We start from the raw sequence: 16,635 nt of genomic DNA on the forward strand, positions 1-16,635 counted from the left end.
ATGAAACCTAAGATTTTCGTGGCCCGCGCGGTGTTTCCCGAAGTGCTGGAGCGCTTGGCGCAACATTTCGAGGTCGAATCGAACCAGGAAGACCGCATCTTCACCGCCGACGAGCTGCTGGAAAAAGTGCGCGGCAAAGACGGCTTGTTCTCCACGCCCAGCGAGCCGGTGACTGCCGCCTTGTTCGCCGCCAATCCACAGTTGAAGGCGGTTTGCAACATGGCCGTCGGCTACAACAACATCGACGTGGCGGCCGCGACCAATGCCGGCGTGCAGGCTACGAATACGCCCGACGTGCTCAACGAAACCACCGCCGATTTCGGTTGGGCGCTGTTGATGGCGACCGCGCGTCGCGTGACCGAATCGGAGCACTGGCTGCGTGCCGGTCATTGGAAGAAGTGGAGCTACGACAGCTTCACCGGTCCCGACGTGCACGGCTCGACGCTGGGCATCATCGGCATGGGACGGATCGGTCAGGCGATTGCCCGCCGTTCCATGGGTTTCGACATGAACGTGATTTATCACAACCGTTCGCCGCTGTCGCCGGAGCTGGAGGCGCGCGCCAATAACGCCCGTTACGTCGGCAAGGAAGAACTGCTGCGCACGGCGGATCACGTGATCCTCGTGTTGCCGTATTCGAAAGAATCTCACCACACCATCAAGGCCGCCGACATCGCCTTGATGAAACCGCAGGCGACGCTGATCAATCTGGCGCGCGGCGGCATTGTCGACGACGCGGCGCTGATCGCGGCCTTGCGCGACAGGAAAATTGCTGCGGCCGGGCTGGACGTGTTTGAAAACGAACCGGCTTTCCATCCGGATTTCCTCGGTTTGTCGAACGTGGTGCTGACGCCGCATATCGCCAGCGCCTCGACGCCGACCCGGCTGGCGATGGCCAATTGCGCTGCCGATAACCTGATTGCCGCTTTGTCGGGCCAGGTGCCGCCAAACCTCCTGAATCGCGATGTGCGGCCGAAACAATGAGGCATATTGCTGTTTGAGCAATAAAAAACCCGCCGAGGCGGGTTTTTTATTGTGCTTGTCCTGACCTGGCGTTCAATCTTTCAGGTCGGCGATCAGGTCGATGTACTGCTGTTGCGCTTCTTCCTGCGGCAGGCCTTTGATGGCGGCCCATGCATCCCACTTGGCGCGCGCGACGAAATCGGTCATGCCGGGGCGCTCGCCTTGCACGTCGCCGCTGCTGCCTTGCTTGTACAGGCCGTACATCTTCAGCAGCGTCATGTTGTCGGGGCGTTCCGACAGATTCTTGGACTCCGCCACGGTTTGCTCAAATTGTTCCTGCAGACTCATCGTCTTCTCCTTGAATGGATACCAGGCTAAACGGACTCAGACAGCCAGCAGTTCGACTTCGAAAATCAGCGTGGCGTTCGGCGGAATCACGCCGCCGGCGCCGCGTGCGCCATAGCCCAGCGAGGCCGGAATGATCAGTTTGCGGACGCCGCCGACCTTCATGCCCTGGACGCCTTCGTCCCAGCCCTTGATCACATGGCCTGCACCCAAAGGGAACGCAAATGGATCGTTGCGGTCTTTACTGGAGTCAAATTTGCTGCCGGCGCTGCCATCCGGATTTTGCAACCAGCCGGTGTAGTGCACGCTGACATGATTCCCGGCCTTGGCTTCGTCGCCTGTGCCAACCTGGATTTCTTCGTATTGCAGTCCAGAGGAGGTAGCGATAGTGGACATTTTTTCCCTTTCAAAGTATATGTTCATGCCGTTTGTCGGCAATTGATTAGTTGATTTTTAGCCGCGCGTCCGGGAGGCAGGAGCACTGAAAGGCCCTGTTTCCCTGTGTCTTGCGCATCTGCATGCTGCGTTACTGAACGGGGTTGGTCGCAGTGTAAACCAAAACATAATGTTCAACACCTCTCGTGTCAGCCGAATCGGCATCAGAGGCGTTATGTGCCCTGGGGCGTGCTTTTTCGGATGTTATGCACGATAAGATCGCAAATTTTTAAGTAAAGTTTCTTCATGTTGCATAGTTTTGCCCGGCTTTTCCGGATTTCCCGGCTTTTCCCATTGGTGCTGTCGCTGGGCGTGCTGCTTGCCGCTCCGGCGTACGCGAATGTTGCGAATGTCGTCGTCGTGCTCAATTCCGGCGATGCGACCGTGACCCTGCTGGATCAGTCCACTTACAAGGAAATCAACACCTTCTCCGTCGGCAAGGAGCCACACCATCTGATGGCGACCCCGGACAACAAGTCCCTGATCGTCGCCAGCGCCACCGGCAACCAGCTGATTTTCCTCGATCCGAAGACCGGCGAGATCCAGCGCCAGTTGCGCGGCATCATCGATCCGTATCAGATCGGCTTCTCGCCTGACCAAAAATGGTTTGTCGCCAACGGCCTGCGCCTGGACCGCGTCGATGTCTATCGCTACGACGGCCGCGACCTGGAACTGGCCAAGCGGGTGCGCCTGGCCAAGACGCCAAGCCATATCGCTTTCGACGCCGCCAGCACCACCGCTTTCATCACCCAGCAGGGCAGCAACGAAATCAGCGCCATCGACCTGGCGACCCAGCAGGTCAAATGGACCATGCCGGTAGGCAAATTGCCTGCCGGTATTTTCATGACGCCGGACAACAAGTACCTGCTGGTCGGCATCATGGGCAAGGACTACGTGCAGGTCATCGACTGGCGCACGCAAAAGACCGTCAAGACGATCCGTACCGGCGAGGGTGCGCACAATTTCCGCGCGCATGGCGACAAGCGTTATGTTTATGTCTCCAACCGCGTTTCCAACACGATCAACATCATTGACCTGCAGACGCTGGAAAACGTCGGCAACATCCAGGTTCCGGGCGGCCCCGATTGCATGGAGATCACCGACGACGGCAAGACCATGTGGGTCACGCTGCGCTGGATCAAGAAAGTGGCGGTCATCGACCTTGCCAGCAAGAAGGTCATGAAGGTCATTCCGGTCGGCCGCTCGCCGCACGGGATCTATTTCTTCAATCGGGCTCCCGACCTCTGATGCGGACGCCGTTGCCAGCCAGATCGTCTCGCCTGCGCAAGATTGCGGTTTTGGCAGCTACTGCCGCCGTAACCGCAGCAATCTGGCCGGCGCAGGCGGCGACCGATACTGCCGCTTCCTGCAAGGGGACGATTTACCTGACCTTCGACACCGGCAGCCAGTCCCAGGCGGATTACATCGCCCGGACGCTCAACAAGCACCACATCAAGGCGACCTTCTTCCTCGCCAACGAAAAAACCATACACGGCGACTACACGCTGGATCCGGCCTGGGCGCCGTATTGGAAAGCCCGGGTAGCCGAGGGACATGCCTTCGGCACGCATACCTTCGATCACGTCTACGTCCAGCGCGACTTGCCCGACGGCCGTATCGAAGTCAAACCGCAATTCGGCGCGCAAGCCGGCAAGAAAGAGGTCTGGACTGCCGCGCAGTATTGCAGCGAGTTGCAACGCGTGGCCGATCGCTTCACCGAGTTGACCGGCTCCAGACTCGATCACCTGTGGCGCGCGCCGGGCGGCAAATTGACGCCGCAATTGCTGGCGGCCGGGCGGGCTTGCGGCTATTCTCATATCGGTTGGGCCGAGGCCGGATTTTCGGGCGATGAGCTGCCGAGCGACAAATGGCCGAATGCCATGCTGCTGCAGAAAACCTTGCAAAAACTCAAGGACGGCGACATCGTGATGGCGCATCTGGGCATCTGGTCGCGCAAGGATCCGTGGGCGCCGGCGGTGCTGGAGCCGTTGATTTCCGGACTGGAGCAAAAAGGCTATTGTTTCGCGACCTTGCGCGAACATCCCGCTTACCAGGCCGCCCTCGGCAAGCAGCAGACTGCCGTCATCAAATAATTACGCACCGAACTACGCACGGATTGAGCATGATGCACCTGATTCAAACCTTTTCAGATTTGTTCGCCACGGCCCAGGGATGGCTGTTCGAAACCTTCGTTCAGCCCGCAGTGTTTGCGCTCGGCCTCGGTGAGTTTGTCGAAGAAGCATTTACCGGCACCGAATGGTTTCTGGTCGGCGTGTGCGAGCTGGCGGTCCTGTTCATCATCCTGCGTCCGCTGGAATCCATGATCCCGGTGCATGCGATCACCGACAAGCGCGCGCGTTGGAACGATTTCATCTACACCGCCTTGCACCGCCTGGGCGCTTTTTCCATCATTGTGTTCTTCCTGCTCGATCCGGCGATGTCCTATCTCAGCGAGTTCCTGCATTGGGAAGGCTGGGGTACCTTCAATCTCGACGACGTCTGGCCCGGCGTGACCGACCAGGCGCTGGTCAGTTTCCTGTTCTACCTGGTCGTGCTGGATTTTTGCGACTACTGGTATCACCGCGCCCAGCACGGTTTCCGCTGGCTGTGGGCCTTGCATAGCCTGCATCACAGCCAGGAAAACATGAACCTCTGGAGCGACGACCGCAACCACTTGCTCGACGATCTGGTGCGCGACGTGCTCATGGGGCTGCTCGCACTGGCCATCGGCGTGCAGCCGGGCCAGTACATTCTGCTGGTGTCGGCCTCGCGCATGTTGCAAAGTCTGCAGCACGCCAACGTACGCATCCACTTTGGCCGCATCGGCGAATACCTGCTGGTGTCGCCGCGTTTTCATCGCCTGCATCATGCCATCGGCATCGGCCACGAAAGCCGCGGCAAGAATTCGCTGGGCGGTCATAACTTTGCGGTGCTGTTCCCGATCTGGGACGTCATCTTCCGCACCACGCATTTCGGCGAGGGTTTTGCCATGACCGGCGTGCGCGATCAGTTGCCGCCTCCGGCCGGCAAAGGACGCAATTATGGCCGCGGCTTCTGGGCGCAGCAGTGGCTGGGCCTTAAGCGCATCGTCGAATTCTCTCGCAGGACCGCCCGCTGATGCGTCTGTTCGCCAGCTCATTCGGCCGGGCACTGCTGTCGCAGCTGCACATCAGGATGCTGCTGCTGACGGTGCTTCCTTTTGTACTTTCGATTGCGATCTGGGGCGTCGCCCTGTGGTGGGGTTTGCAGCCGATGATCGACTGGCTGCAAGACTACTTCGTCGGGCACAACGGTTTCGGCGTGGCCGGATCGATACTCAACTGGTTCAACATGGGGGCGCTGAAGACGGTGATCGTCCCGCTGATCGCCATGTGGGCCTTGCTGCCGCTGATGATCCTGACCGCGCTGGTGTTTGTCGGATTGTGGGCGGTGCCGGCGATTTCACGCCATGTCGGCGGCCGTCATTACCCGCACCTTGAACAACGCCACGGCGGCTCGTGGTGGGGAAGCATCTGGACCTCGCTGTGGTGTTTCGCCGTGTTCGTGTTTGCCTGGATCGTCACGTTGCCGATCGCCATTTTTCCGCCGCTGGCCTTCGTCATCCATCCGGTGCTGTGGGGCTGGCTGACTTATCGCGTGATGGCTTACGACACGCTGGCCGACTATGCGACGCCGGCCGAGCGGCGCGCGATCCTGCATGTGCATCGTTGGCCCTTGCTGCTGGTTGGCGCAATCGCCGGCGCCATGGGGGCGGCGCCGACCTTGCTGTGGCTGGGCGGCGCGCTGTCGGTGATCTTTTTCCCCATCCTGGCCGCCGGCGCGATCTGGCTGTATGTGCTGGTATTCGTCTTCACCGGCTTGTGGTTTCAATACTATTGCCTGGAAGCCCTGAGCAAGCTGCGCGCCGAGGGGGCGGCGACAGCCGGCGCAGCGAACTAGCGGGCGGCCTGCCTGATTGTTAGAACTCATTTCATAAATAGGCGCGAGTGCGAGCTTGTCCTGTTTGGGATGACGTGCAAGGCGCGAATTGGGGTCAAGACTGGGCGTCTTGACCCCGATTCGTAACGCAGCAATTCGCCCAAACAGGCCGCTCCCTCCGGGTTCTTCCCAGAAAGGGCGCTGGCCGCGTTGCGCTCCTTGCAGGAGTTGGCACATTCGGCACCGCCACGCGACGCGTCGCACGCCTTGCCAGCGCCCTTTCTGGGAAGAACGCATCTCGCGCCTATTTATGAAATGAGTTCTAGTATCAGGGCATAATTTCGGGTTACCACCAGCAGGAGTGAACGGATACATATGGCTATCGGACTCATCATCATCGGCGACGAAATCCTTTCCGGGAAACGCGTCGACAAGCATTTCCCCAAAGTACTTGAACTGCTCACCGCACGCGGCTTGCAACTGGCTTGGGTGGAATATGTCGGCGACGATCCCGAGCGGATCACCGCCACGCTGAAAAGAACCTTCGCCAGCGAAGACATCGTCTTCTGCACCGGCGGCATCGGCGCCACGCCCGACGACCATACGCGCCAATGCGCTGCGGCCGCTCTGGGCGTCTCGCTCGAACTGCATCCGGACGCCAGGGTAAAAATCCAGGAGCGCATCGCCGACACCGCGCGCGAAGCCGGCATCGTGCCGAACTATGACGCGCCGGAAAACCTGCATCGCCTGAAGATGGGCGAGTTTCCCCTTGGTTCATCGATCATCCCGAATCCTTACAACAAGATCCCGGGTTTTTTCGTGCCCAATGTGAGCGGCGAGGGCACGCATTATTTTGCGCCGGGTTTTCCCGTGATGGCTTGGCCGATGTTCGAGTGGGTGCTCGATACGCATTACGCGCATCTGTTCCACCGTCTGGCCTGGGCGGAACAATCCGTGCTGGTCTACGAAATGCCGGAGTCGACGATTACGCCGCTGATGGAGGCCATCGAAGCGGAGTATCCGCTGGTGAAGGTGTTCAGCCTGCCGCACGTCGGCGACGAACAGACGCGCCGCCACATCGATCTCGGCGTCAAGGGCGAGCCGTCGCAGGTGGAAGATGCGTTCCGCAAGATGGAAGACGGGCTGCGCAAACTGAACGCGGATTATCAGCCGAACAGTAAGTAAAACAGTAAGTAAGCTGGCAATGCGGGGAGAGGATGACGGGGGCGGGGACAAAAAAATGCCCCGGCTCACCGAGGCATCAGAAACGGTATCTTAGGAGGAAAATCAGATACCGAGGAGACAAAGATTGCTCTGAGGCGCTACGGATGAAACGGGGGGCGCCTCTTTGCTGAATTCGTGTCTTGCACAAGCGTCGTTGCGTGAAATCTTGCAGCGTTACAACTGTGTCAACGTGGATGAAGCAACCGGGCAGAACAGTCATCATATCCAATTATGTCTGCCCGGGTGAGGCTTCTTGCTCAAATTATTTTTTCGAGCTGCGGCTTGTTGCTTTTACGGTTGCTTGCGACAACTGGTCAACCGCTGTCGACACGTTGGCTTCCAGGGCCTCGGCTGCCTGCTTGGCGCTCTTGGTGAGCTGCTCATATCCCGAGTTGAAATTGCCGATCGTTGTCTTGACGAAAGAGATGGCGCTTTCGGTGCCGGCCGGCGCATTCTTGGAGGCTTCGTCGATCAGCGAAATCACCTTGCGATTGACTTCGGCGAGCTGGGCTTCGGCGGTCTTGGTCAGCTCAGCCTGGGTGCTCGAAAAAATGCCGGCAACATGGCGACCGTAGGCCAGGCCTTTTTCCACGCTGGGTTGGGCTTGAGCGCTCGACAGCGAAAAGAATTCCTGTGCATCCTTGGCCGTCAGCAGTTTTTGAACGGCATCGTGCGTTTCTTCCAGGGAAGATTTGGTCGCTTTCAAATTCAGATCCACCAGCTTTTCGACGCCCTCGAAAGTCTTGTTTGCGAATTGGCTGAACAGTGCGACTTGAGCTTCGAAGTTTGCTTTGGTAGCGGCGGAAAATTGGTCGGTGAGGGTCGTCATATTCGTGGTCCTTTGGTCTGATTAAAAAAGAGAATGAAGGGTTCTGGGAACATGCACGCGTATTATTGGAAACTGAATTTGTGCGGTGCACAATCAGGATTCTAGGTGAAAATACCTACAAGTCAATATATTTTGTCGCCGATTTTTAAAAAGATTGTGCGCTGTTTTTTTAAGTCAGCAGACATACTTCCGCGTCGGTTTTTTTGAGAGAAAGAAGACTGTTTTGAGAGCGTTTTACAGCGACCATTTTGTGTTGCCATTGCCTCCCGGCCATCGCTTCCCGATGGTGAAATACCGCATGATTCGCGAGGGCGCCGCGAGAGGCGTACCTGATCTGGAGTTTCACGAAGCGGTCGCCGCCAGCGACGGGATGCTCGCCCTTGCACATCATCCGACGTATGTCGAGTTGGTCTCGAATGGTCAGTTGTCCGACCACGCACAAAAAGAAATCGGCTTTCCCTGGTCGCCCGAAATGGTCGAGCGTTCGCGCCGGTCGGCAGGCGCCACCATCGCGGCATGTCGCAGCGCAATGGAGCAGGGCGTCGCCGTCAATCTGGCCGGCGGCACGCACCATGCCTATGCCGATCACGGCGCCGGTTTTTGCGTGTTCAACGACGCCGCAGTAGCCTCGCGCCTGATGCAAGCCGAGCGTCGCGTGTCCCGCGTGGCGGTCGTTGACCTCGATGTGCATCAGGGCAACGGCACGGCATCGATTCTGGCCAACGACGATTCCGTTTTCACCTTGTCCTTGCATGGCGAGCGCAACTATCCGTTCGAGAAGGAGCAAAGCGATCTCGACGTCGCCCTGCCGGATGGCGTGACCGATGTGGAATATCTATCGGCGTTGCAAGACGCATTGGCGCAGTTGATGCAACGTTTCGATCCGCAACTGATTATTTACCTGGCCGGCGCCGATCCGCATGAGGGTGACCGCTTGGGCCGCATGAAGCTCAGCCTGGCCGGACTGGCGGAGCGCGACAGGATGGTCTTCGAATTGGGTCGCCAGCAAAAAATCCCGATCGCGGTTACGATGGCGGGCGGCTACGGAAAAAATATCGAAGACACCGTCGCCGTTCACATACAAACAATTACGCTTGCCAGTCAATATGCTGCCGACTGGCGTTGATCGCGCCATACCGGTTTCATGATTTGAGGTCTGGCATGCGGCGCGTTCAGGCGGAGACATCAGGCAGTCGTTTTGGATAATCATGATTCGCGTCGCCACCCGTAGTCAGTCCGACCCCCAGTCCGACCCCAAGCAGGAAAACCCTTCCTGGAATCCGTTGTTGCTCAATCTGGTGCCGCTGGCGTTTGTGCTGATCTGGAGCACCGGCTTCATCGTCGCCAAGTTCGGCCTGCCTTATGCGCCGCCGCTGACTTTCCTGATATTGCGCTTCATCGGCGTGCTGCTGTTTTTGCTGCCGCTGGTGTGGGTGCTGCGCGCGCCGTGGCCGCGAGGAAAGCAGGCCGTGCATATCGCTGTCTCGGGCATGCTCTTGCATGCGGCTTATCTGGGCGGCGTCTGGACGGCCATCAAGCTGGGCATGCCCGCCGGACTCAGCGCCCTGATCGTGGGTTTGCAGCCGGTGCTGACCGCCTTCGCGGCACCGTTCGTCGGCGAGCGCGTCAAAGGGCGGCAGTGGTTGGGATTGGGACTGGGCTTGTGCGGCGTGGGGCTGGTGGTCGCCAACAAGATTTCACTGATCGGCTTGTCATGGATGGCGATCTGGCTGTGCGTGATGGCGCTGGTGAGCATCACCATCGGCACCTTGTACCAAAAGCGGTTTTGCGCGCATTTCGATTTGCGTACCGGCACCATCATTCAATTCATCGCATCCGGCCTGGTGTTGTTGCCGTTCGCGATTTTTGTCGAGGATTTCAGTCTTGACCTGCATACGGTCACGTGGACCTGGCATTTCATCGGCGCCTTGCTGTGGTCCATCCTGGCCTTGTCGATCGGTGCGATCTTCCTCTTGTTCGCGTTGATCCGTCGCAGCGCGGCAACGCAGGTCACCAGCCTGCTTTACCTGACGCCGCCGACCACGGCGGTGATGGCCTGGCTGATGTTCGGCGAGGCCTTCAGCATGGTCGGCATTGCCGGCATGGTGATCGCCGTGATCGGCGTTGCGTTCGTGGTCCGGAAGTAGGGCAAGGCAAGGTCACGCCGGCATCAGCGTAATCAGCTTGAGGTCCGGCCGGTTCGCCACGCGAAAATTCACTTGCTGATATTTCAAGGTCCCGCGCACCGGATGCCGGAACTGGCGCTCGCCGCCTTCGCGTTCCACCACGTCCTGCAAACTCCATGCGCGTTTGAACAAACTGCTGCGTGAAGAGAGTTCTTCGACCATCTGCTTGATCTGCGGATCGTCCAGGTATTGTCCACAATCGGCGCGGAATTCGCCGACCAGGCGACGCGCGCGTTGTTCCCAATCCGTGATCAATTCTTGCGACGCCGTCGTGCAGAAGGTGAAGTAGAGCAGGTTGCCGCTTTCGCTTTTCGGACTCAGCCAGCCGGTGAATAAGTTCTTTGCGGCGGCATTGCAGGCCAGCGCATTCCAATAGCGATCCAGCACGTAAGCGGGCTGGCGAAAATTGCGTACGACGTCAAGTATCTCGGGCGCGACGATTTCTCCGTGGTCGTCCTGATGCACGGGATCTTTCTTTTCCGCCAACTCAAACAGATATGCGCGCTTGGCGCGCGGCAGGTGCAAGGCGTCGGCGATGCGCGACAAGGCTTGCGGCGAGATGGAGTCGGTCCGTCCCTGTTCTATCCAGGTGTACCAGGTCACGCTGATGCCGCACAGCTGCGCGACTTCTTCGCGCCGCAGACCCGGCGTGCGGCGGCGCGTGCCGTGCGACAGATGGCCGAGGCCGGCCAGTGCGGGCGAGGTCTGCTCGCGTTGAGACTTGATGAATTCGCCGAGCGCTTTGCGTTTGATGTCTTCGTTTTGCATGGTGGTGGGCAGGGAAGATGTGGACCAGAGAGCGTTGGTGATGGCTCGGGGTAGTAGTAAAGCGATTGATGCTATTGGTTTTAATAATAGTATAAACACTGAACTTGTACCAGAATATGAGATCGCTAGACTGGCACTTTCCAGCCATTTTTTATTAATTCTTTCCCTATCAGGAGCCAGGAATGCGTAGCCATAACCAAGTGATTTCAGAACAATTCGGCACCACCGCAGCGTCGTATCTGACCAGCGCCGTACACGCCCAGGGCGCGGATCTGCAAGACCTCGCGGCCTACGCCGCGGCATACCCGCAAGCGCGCGTGCTGGATCTCGGTTGTGGCGGCGGCCATGCCAGCTTTGCCGTAGCGCCATTTGCGGCCTGGGTTGTCGCCTATGACTTGTCGGCGCAAATGTTGGAAGTCGTGCGCATCGCCGCAGAAGACCGCAAGTTGCCGAATATTGAAATCCAGCAGGGTAGCGCCGATAGCCTGCCGTTTGCCGATGCGACGTTTGATGTCGTTTGTACCCGTTTCAGCGCGCACCACTGGCGCAATCTGCCGCAGGCCTTGAAGGAAGCAGCGCGGGTATTGAAGCAGGGCGGTCGCTTCGTCGTCATCGATACCGCGGCGCCGGCGGACGTGCTGGCCGACACTTACATGCAGGGGATTGAATTGTTGCGCGACACCTCGCACGTCCGCAATGTCGGCATGTCGTCGTGGAAGAAGTTGATCGCCCAGACCGGTTTGCAAGTGGAGTTTTCCAAGAGCTGGAAGCTCACGCTGGAGTTTTCTTCGTGGGTGGCGCGCATGCGCACCTCGCCTGAGCACATCGCCGCCATTCAGTCGCTGTGGCGCGCGGCGCCTGCCGAGGTGCGGGATTACTTCCGTGTGGGCGAAGATTATTCTTTCGACATCGACACCGTGCTGGTTGAAGCGATCAAGAAATGATGTCCTGGAAATAATATAAATCACGACTCAAATCCATCCCAATAATATATTGGACCAAGGATGAGGCGGCGCTTAAGCTGGCGGCATTTCTTCTCATGCCAGTCTTCGCCAGCCCGTGAAAGCCCCGCGCTCATCCAGCTCATCCACCTTCCTCGCCGTTCTCGCGCTCGCTGCGGCGGCGCTGTTCTGGGCCGGCAATATGCTGGTCGGCAAAGCGCTCAATCAGCAAGTCGCGCCCATGGCGCTGGCATTCTGGCGTTGGGTGCTGATCCTGCTCATTCTGGCGCCGTTTGTATTGCGCGATGTCATCCGCTACCGGCAACACATTCGCGCGGCGTTGCCGCTGCTGACCCTGTTGGCGTTGCTGGGAACGGGACTTTACAATGCCCTGATTTTCGGCGCCTTGCACTACACCAGCGCGACCAACGCGGCCTTGCTCAATTCATCGATTCCCGTCTGGACCTTGCTGTTGTCGGTACTACTGCATCGGCGTCGGCCGGGTCGCATGGAACTAACCGGCGTGAATGTTTCACTCTATGGTGTAGCGGTGATCGTCAGTCATGGTTCGTTCGCCGGCCTGGCAGGTTTTCAACTCAATCGCGGCGACGGCTGGATGCTGGTGGCGATGGTGATGTGGAGCCTGTACCTGCTGCTGTTGCCGCGGCGTCCGCGCGTGTTGCCGAGCTTTTGTTATCTGTGGGTGACGGGCGTGATCGGATTGATCGCATTAACTTTTGCAATGCTCGTCAACGGAGGCGGGCAGGCGTTCGTTATACCCCTCAACCAGAGCAGTCTGACCGGTATTTTTTACCTGGCGGTGTTTCCCAGCATTCTGGCGACGCTGGCATGCAATTACGGCATAGACCGTATCGGCTCCGTCAGAGCATCTCAATGCGTTCATTTGGTGCCGATATTTGCATCTGTTATCGCGATGGCCTGTCTTGGGGAGACGTTACACTGGTATCATGCTTTGGGTTTTATTTTTGTACTGGCGGGTCTGGTTATAGCAAATTACAGGGGTGTCGCGACACAGAAAAAAGTCGCGTAGGTTTCCAAAAAGTAAAAAAAGCGCATTTTCCAAGAAAGTTGTTTAAATAGTTGCGCTAACTACCTAATTATCTTGCGATTTTTCCTTGATTTGCTACACTGCCAACAGTTTCTTGTATGTATCAATCAGGGGGAGGTTCACCAATGCTTAAATCTGCGCTAGCTGTCGTTACTACGCTACTTTTCGTGCTGGCCGGCATTTCTCCCGCACAAGCCCAAACGTCGGCGAATACCAAGAAAACTGCAGCTAAAAAGACCATAGTCAAGAAAGTTGTCGTTAAACGACAAGCCGCTCCCAAGCGCGCCGCCACCCAGGCTTCCCTCGATCACCGCGAAAAACTCGTCAAAAAAGTTGCCTACGTGCACGGCAAGCGCCGCGTCGTGTATCAACGCGTCGCCGCGATGCCGACCATGCCGGTCGTGCCGCCTGTGATGACGGCCGGCGACATGGCAGGCCTGAACCTGACGCAAGATCCGCTGGCGCTGCGTTCCAACGTCGCACTGGTGATCGATCAGGCCAGTTCGCAAGTCCTGTTTGAAAAGAATTCTTCCGTGGCTTTGCCGATCGCGTCCGTCACCAAGCTGATGACATCGCTGGTGGTGGTGGAGGCGCGTCAGAACATGGAAGAGACATTGACCGTCACCGATGACGACGTCGATCGTCAAAAACACAGCAGCTCCCGCCTGCGCGTCGGTGCGCAATTGTCGCGCGACGACATGCTGCACATCGCGCTGATGAGCTCCGAAAACCGCGCTGCATCGGCGTTGGGCCGCAATTACCCGGGCGGTCTGCCGGCATTCGTTGCCGCCATGAACGCGAAGGCGCGTTCGCTGGGCATGATGGATACGCACTACGTCGATTCGACCGGTCTTTCCAGCAACAACGTCGCCAGCGCACGCGACCTCGCCAAACTGGTGGTCGCCGCTTACAACTACCCGATCATTCGTCAATACTCGACCGATGCCAAGTACATGGTCGAGCCTAGCGGCCACGCTCTGCAATACGCCAGCTCCAATCGTCTGGTCGCCAGCAAGGACTGGGACATCGGCCTGCAAAAGACCGGTTACATCAACGAAGCAGGCCACTGCCTGGTCATGCTGACGAAGATCGAAGGTCGCTCGGTCGTGATGGTCTTCCTCGACTCCAAGGGCAAGCTGTCGCACGTCGGCGATGCCGCGCGCATGCGCAAGTGGCTGTCGGAACAAGGTTCGCAAAACCTGACGCGCGTGAATCTGCGCGCACGCGCTGACGAAGGTTGATGCAGATTGTGATCTGCGCTGAGCGCAAGCAATAAAAAAGGCGAACCGAGGTTCGCCTTTTTTATTGCCTGATCCTGAACCAGGCCCGGTGCCTAAGCAGCACCATCCTGCTGATTCACAAAACCCAATGCGGACGAAATCTGCGCCGCAGTCGTGATCAGGTCCTCCACCCAATCTTCCTGCAGCCGATCTGCAGGCGCCGAAATCGACAGGCCCGCCACCAGTTTTCCGGAGTCGTCGCGGATGCCGGCCGCCATGCAGCGCACGCCCAGTTCCAGCTCTTCATTGTCGCGTGCATAACCGAGTGCGCGCACCATGCTCAGTTCGCGTTCCAGCTTGCCGAGATCGGTGATCGAGTTTTTGTTGTGTCCGGCCAGCCCGGTGCGCGTGGCGTAGGCGCGCACGGCCTTGGGATCGTCGATGGAAAGAAACAGTTTGCCGGTCGAAGTCAGGTGCAGGGGAGCGCGGCCGCCGATAGCGCGCACTACCTGCATGCCGGAGCGTTCGGAGAAAGAACGGTCGATGTACACGATTTCATCGCTTTGCCGCACTGACAGATTAATGGTCTGATGCGTCTTGCGGTGCAGGGCGCGCATGAAGTCGAGCGCGGCTTCGCGCACGCTCAGGCGGCTCTTGACGATGTTGCCCAGTTCCAGCAGGCGCATGCCGAGGCGATAAGTGCCCGGCTCGGAACGGTCGACGAAACGCTTCACCACCAGATCGTTGAGAATGCGATGGGCGGTCGACGGATGCAGTTTGGTCGCGGCCGACAATTCCTTCAGGCTGACCGGATCCGGATACATTGCCAGAGCGTCCAGCAGCGACACCATGCGCTCAATGACCTGAATCGATATCGCGCCTGTCTCGTCTTGGGCTTCTTTTTTCATATCGGTGTTTGATGCATTGCAATAGGGTCTTTATACCACATTGTGAAAAAGAGAAGAAGGCGATGCGCTAAGACGAGGCGTTTTGAAGCGTTTCCAGTAGTTTTACCGGCGCCAAAATGAAACGGCTTTTCGGCGCATGCCAAGCAGCCCAAGTGTATCGCTGGAGCCGGAATTTGATCTCGGCCGGCATCGACGCTGACGTGGATGTCATGTCCGTCGCTATATTGCCGCCGGTGATTCCCTTATGCGCATTTGATATGAACAGGCCATCTCTATATTCAGCGGCCTTGCGATTGCTTATCTGATTTTCGCATATTGAGAGAAGAAAGTATTCGTTCGTTTTTGCTTGCCCACTCATTAATCTGTGACCTCCAGAACAAAACTGAACCAAGAGGGATGCAGATCATGTTGAAAAAGTTTATCAAGTCGGTTGCGGTGGCAGCCTTGTTTTCGCAGGTTGTGCCGCTGGCGCATGCCGCAGATATCTCGTTGCTGAACGTTTCGTACGACCCGACTCGCGAACTCTACGCGGACTACAACAAGGCCTTCGCCAAGTACTGGAAAGCCAAGACCGGCGACAACGTGACCATCAAGGCCTCGCACGGCGGCTCCGGCAAGCAAGGTCGCTCGGTCATCGACGGCATCGACGCCGACGTCGTCACGCTGGCGCTGGCCTACGACATCGATGAAATCTCCGAGAAGGCCAAGCTGCTGCCGGCCGACTGGCAAAAGCGCCTCGACCACAACAGCTCGCCCTACACCTCGACCATCGTGTTCCTGGTGCGCAAGGGCAACCCGAAACACATCAAGGATTGGGACGATCTGATCAAGCCGGGCGTCTCGGTGATCACGCCGAATCCGAAGACCTCCGGCGGCGCGCGCTGGAACTACCTCGCAGCCTGGGCCTATGCATTGAAGAAGGGCGGCAATGACGCTGCCGCGCGCGACTATATCTCCAAGCTGTTCAAGAACGTGCCGGTGCTGGATTCCGGCGCACGCGGCGCCACCATCAGCTTCGTTGAGCGCGGCCTCGGCGACGTCTTGCTGGCATGGGAAAACGAAGCCCTGATTTCGCTCAAGGAATGGGGCCCGGACAAGTTCGATGTCATCACGCCGTCCATCTCCATCCTGGCTGAACCGCCCGTCGCCGTGGTCGACAAGGTCGTCGATCGCCGCGGCACCCGCAAGGTCGCCGAAGAATACCTGAAGCACCTGTACTCCGACGAAGGCCAGGAAATCATCGCCAAGAACTACTACCGTCCGATCAATCCGAAGATTGCAGCGAAGTACGCCTCGCAATATCCGAAGGTCAACCTGATCACCGTCGACAACACCTTCGGCGGCTGGCAAAAAGCGCAGAAGGATCACTTCTCCGACGGCGGCAGCTTCGACCAGTTGTACGTGCCGAACAAGAAGTAAGCACAGCAACAATGCATGACATCTCCGGAAGCCGCATGGCGGTTTCCGGAGACTTCACCAGATTCATCCTTTGAGTTGACCATGACGATTCTCTTGCTGGCCGGTAGTCCTTCAGCACCATCCCGTTCCACCCGTTTGCTGCATCACGTCGGCGAAAAACTGGCGGCGCTGGGGCACCGTTATTCCAAACTGGACGTGCGCGACTTGCCGGGGCAGGCACTGATCCGCGCCGATTTCAACGATGCCGAAATCAAGGCCGCGCTGGCCCGCGTCGAAGAAGCCTCGGCCGTCGTCGTGGCGACACCGGTGTACAAAGCGGCTTACAGCGGCGCGCTGAAAGCCTTCCTCGATTTGTTGCCGCAGTTCGGCCTGACCAACAAGCTGGTGTTGCCGCTGGCGACCGGCGGCAG

The 16,635-nt window shown here is 58.3% G+C and carries 18 protein-coding genes; 13 read left to right on the forward strand and 5 right to left on the reverse strand.

Annotated features, from left to right (window positions below; genetic code table 11):
* A complete protein-coding gene (locus PMI16_RS07890) occupies positions 1 to 984 on the forward strand; it encodes a 2-hydroxyacid dehydrogenase (protein WP_007878255.1) in 984 nt (327 codons plus the stop codon).
* A gap of 72 nt (positions 985 to 1,056) precedes the next feature.
* On the opposite strand, the gene PMI16_RS07895 is transcribed toward PMI16_RS07890, so the two are convergent.
* Together PMI16_RS07895 and PMI16_RS07900 are read right to left on the reverse strand one after the other, a co-directional pair.
* Complete coding sequence (locus tag PMI16_RS07895; RefSeq protein WP_007878257.1) at positions 1,057 to 1,311, reverse strand: acyl-CoA-binding protein; 255 nt, start codon at positions 1,309 to 1,311, stop codon at positions 1,057 to 1,059.
* A gap of 36 nt (positions 1,312 to 1,347) precedes the next feature.
* Entirely contained in the window at positions 1,348 to 1,704 is a 357-nt protein-coding gene (locus PMI16_RS07900; protein WP_007878259.1) for an FKBP-type peptidyl-prolyl cis-trans isomerase, read from the reverse strand.
* 285 nt (positions 1,705 to 1,989) lie between these two features.
* On the opposite strand from PMI16_RS07900, the gene PMI16_RS07905 reads away from it, so the two are divergent.
* The 5 genes from PMI16_RS07905 to PMI16_RS07925 all read left to right on the forward strand — a co-directional run bounded on the left by PMI16_RS07905 (position 1,990) and on the right by PMI16_RS07925 (position 6,846).
* Positions 1,990 to 2,991 carry a YncE family protein gene (locus tag PMI16_RS07905; protein WP_007878260.1) on the forward strand — a complete coding sequence of 334 codons (1,002 nt, stop codon included), beginning with the start codon at positions 1,990 to 1,992 and terminating at the stop codon, positions 2,989 to 2,991.
* Positions 2,991 to 3,836, forward strand: a complete 846-nt coding sequence (locus PMI16_RS07910) for a polysaccharide deacetylase family protein (protein WP_007878261.1) — start codon at positions 2,991 to 2,993, stop codon at positions 3,834 to 3,836. Before PMI16_RS07905 ends, PMI16_RS07910 begins: the two co-directional genes overlap by 1 nt.
* A gap of 38 nt (positions 3,837 to 3,874) precedes the next feature.
* The gene (locus PMI16_RS07915; RefSeq protein ID WP_034379571.1) at positions 3,875 to 4,861 is read left to right on the forward strand and encodes a sterol desaturase family protein; all 987 of its coding nucleotides are present in this window, start codon (positions 3,875 to 3,877) and stop codon (positions 4,859 to 4,861) included.
* Positions 4,861 to 5,682 (forward strand): EI24 domain-containing protein, encoded by an 822-nt coding sequence (locus PMI16_RS07920; protein ID WP_007878263.1) that lies wholly within the window; start codon positions 4,861 to 4,863, stop codon positions 5,680 to 5,682. The genes PMI16_RS07915 and PMI16_RS07920 overlap by 1 nt, the downstream gene beginning before the upstream one ends.
* A gap of 354 nt (positions 5,683 to 6,036) precedes the next feature.
* A complete protein-coding gene (locus PMI16_RS07925) occupies positions 6,037 to 6,846 on the forward strand; it encodes a competence/damage-inducible protein A (RefSeq protein WP_007878264.1) in 810 nt (269 codons plus the stop codon).
* A gap of 301 nt (positions 6,847 to 7,147) precedes the next feature.
* On the opposite strand, the gene PMI16_RS07930 is transcribed toward PMI16_RS07925, so the two are convergent.
* Positions 7,148 to 7,714 carry a phasin family protein gene (locus tag PMI16_RS07930; RefSeq protein ID WP_007878265.1) on the reverse strand — a complete coding sequence of 189 codons (567 nt, stop codon included), beginning with the start codon at positions 7,712 to 7,714 and terminating at the stop codon, positions 7,148 to 7,150.
* A gap of 223 nt (positions 7,715 to 7,937) precedes the next feature.
* Between PMI16_RS07930 and PMI16_RS07935 the strand changes: the two genes are divergently transcribed.
* Positions 7,938 to 8,840 carry a histone deacetylase family protein gene (locus PMI16_RS07935; protein WP_034379548.1) on the forward strand — a complete coding sequence of 301 codons (903 nt, stop codon included), beginning with the start codon at positions 7,938 to 7,940 and terminating at the stop codon, positions 8,838 to 8,840.
* Between the two features lie 82 nt (positions 8,841 to 8,922).
* Complete coding sequence (locus PMI16_RS07940) at positions 8,923 to 9,861, forward strand: DMT family transporter (protein ID WP_007878267.1); 939 nt, start codon at positions 8,923 to 8,925, stop codon at positions 9,859 to 9,861.
* Between the two features lie 12 nt (positions 9,862 to 9,873).
* Here PMI16_RS07940 and PMI16_RS07945 read toward each other — a convergent pair whose 3' ends face one another.
* A complete protein-coding gene (locus tag PMI16_RS07945; protein WP_007878269.1) occupies positions 9,874 to 10,668 on the reverse strand; it encodes a helix-turn-helix transcriptional regulator in 795 nt (264 codons plus the stop codon).
* 182 nt (positions 10,669 to 10,850) lie between these two features.
* Between PMI16_RS07945 and PMI16_RS07950 the strand changes: the two genes are divergently transcribed.
* From PMI16_RS07950 to pbpG, 3 genes are all read left to right on the forward strand, one after another.
* The gene (locus PMI16_RS07950; protein ID WP_007878282.1) at positions 10,851 to 11,612 is read left to right on the forward strand and encodes a class I SAM-dependent methyltransferase; all 762 of its coding nucleotides are present in this window, start codon (positions 10,851 to 10,853) and stop codon (positions 11,610 to 11,612) included.
* Between the two features lie 115 nt (positions 11,613 to 11,727).
* Positions 11,728 to 12,660, forward strand: coding sequence for a DMT family transporter (locus PMI16_RS07955; RefSeq protein WP_007878286.1), 933 nt, complete (start codon positions 11,728 to 11,730; stop codon positions 12,658 to 12,660).
* A gap of 143 nt (positions 12,661 to 12,803) precedes the next feature.
* Positions 12,804 to 13,919 carry a D-alanyl-D-alanine endopeptidase gene (gene pbpG, locus PMI16_RS07960; protein ID WP_007878287.1) on the forward strand — a complete coding sequence of 372 codons (1,116 nt, stop codon included), beginning with the start codon at positions 12,804 to 12,806 and terminating at the stop codon, positions 13,917 to 13,919.
* A 92-nt stretch (positions 13,920 to 14,011) separates the two neighbouring features.
* Here pbpG and PMI16_RS07965 read toward each other — a convergent pair whose 3' ends face one another.
* Positions 14,012 to 14,806, reverse strand: a complete 795-nt coding sequence (locus PMI16_RS07965; RefSeq protein WP_007878288.1) for an IclR family transcriptional regulator — start codon at positions 14,804 to 14,806, stop codon at positions 14,012 to 14,014.
* Positions 14,807 to 15,211: 405 nt separating this feature from the next.
* On the opposite strand from PMI16_RS07965, the gene PMI16_RS07975 reads away from it, so the two are divergent.
* Positions 15,212 to 16,225: a sulfate ABC transporter substrate-binding protein gene (locus tag PMI16_RS07975; protein ID WP_007878290.1), complete on the forward strand. Its 1,014-nt coding sequence runs from the start codon at positions 15,212 to 15,214 to the stop codon at positions 16,223 to 16,225.
* 81 nt (positions 16,226 to 16,306) lie between these two features.
* Positions 16,307 to 16,635: NAD(P)H-dependent oxidoreductase (locus tag PMI16_RS07980; protein ID WP_007878292.1), on the forward strand; the 329-nt coding region annotated here is incomplete at its 3' end.

The organism is Herbaspirillum sp. CF444 (assembly GCF_000282135.1).
In the GTDB taxonomy this organism is placed as follows: Bacteria; Pseudomonadota; Gammaproteobacteria; order Burkholderiales; family Burkholderiaceae_D; genus Herbaspirillum.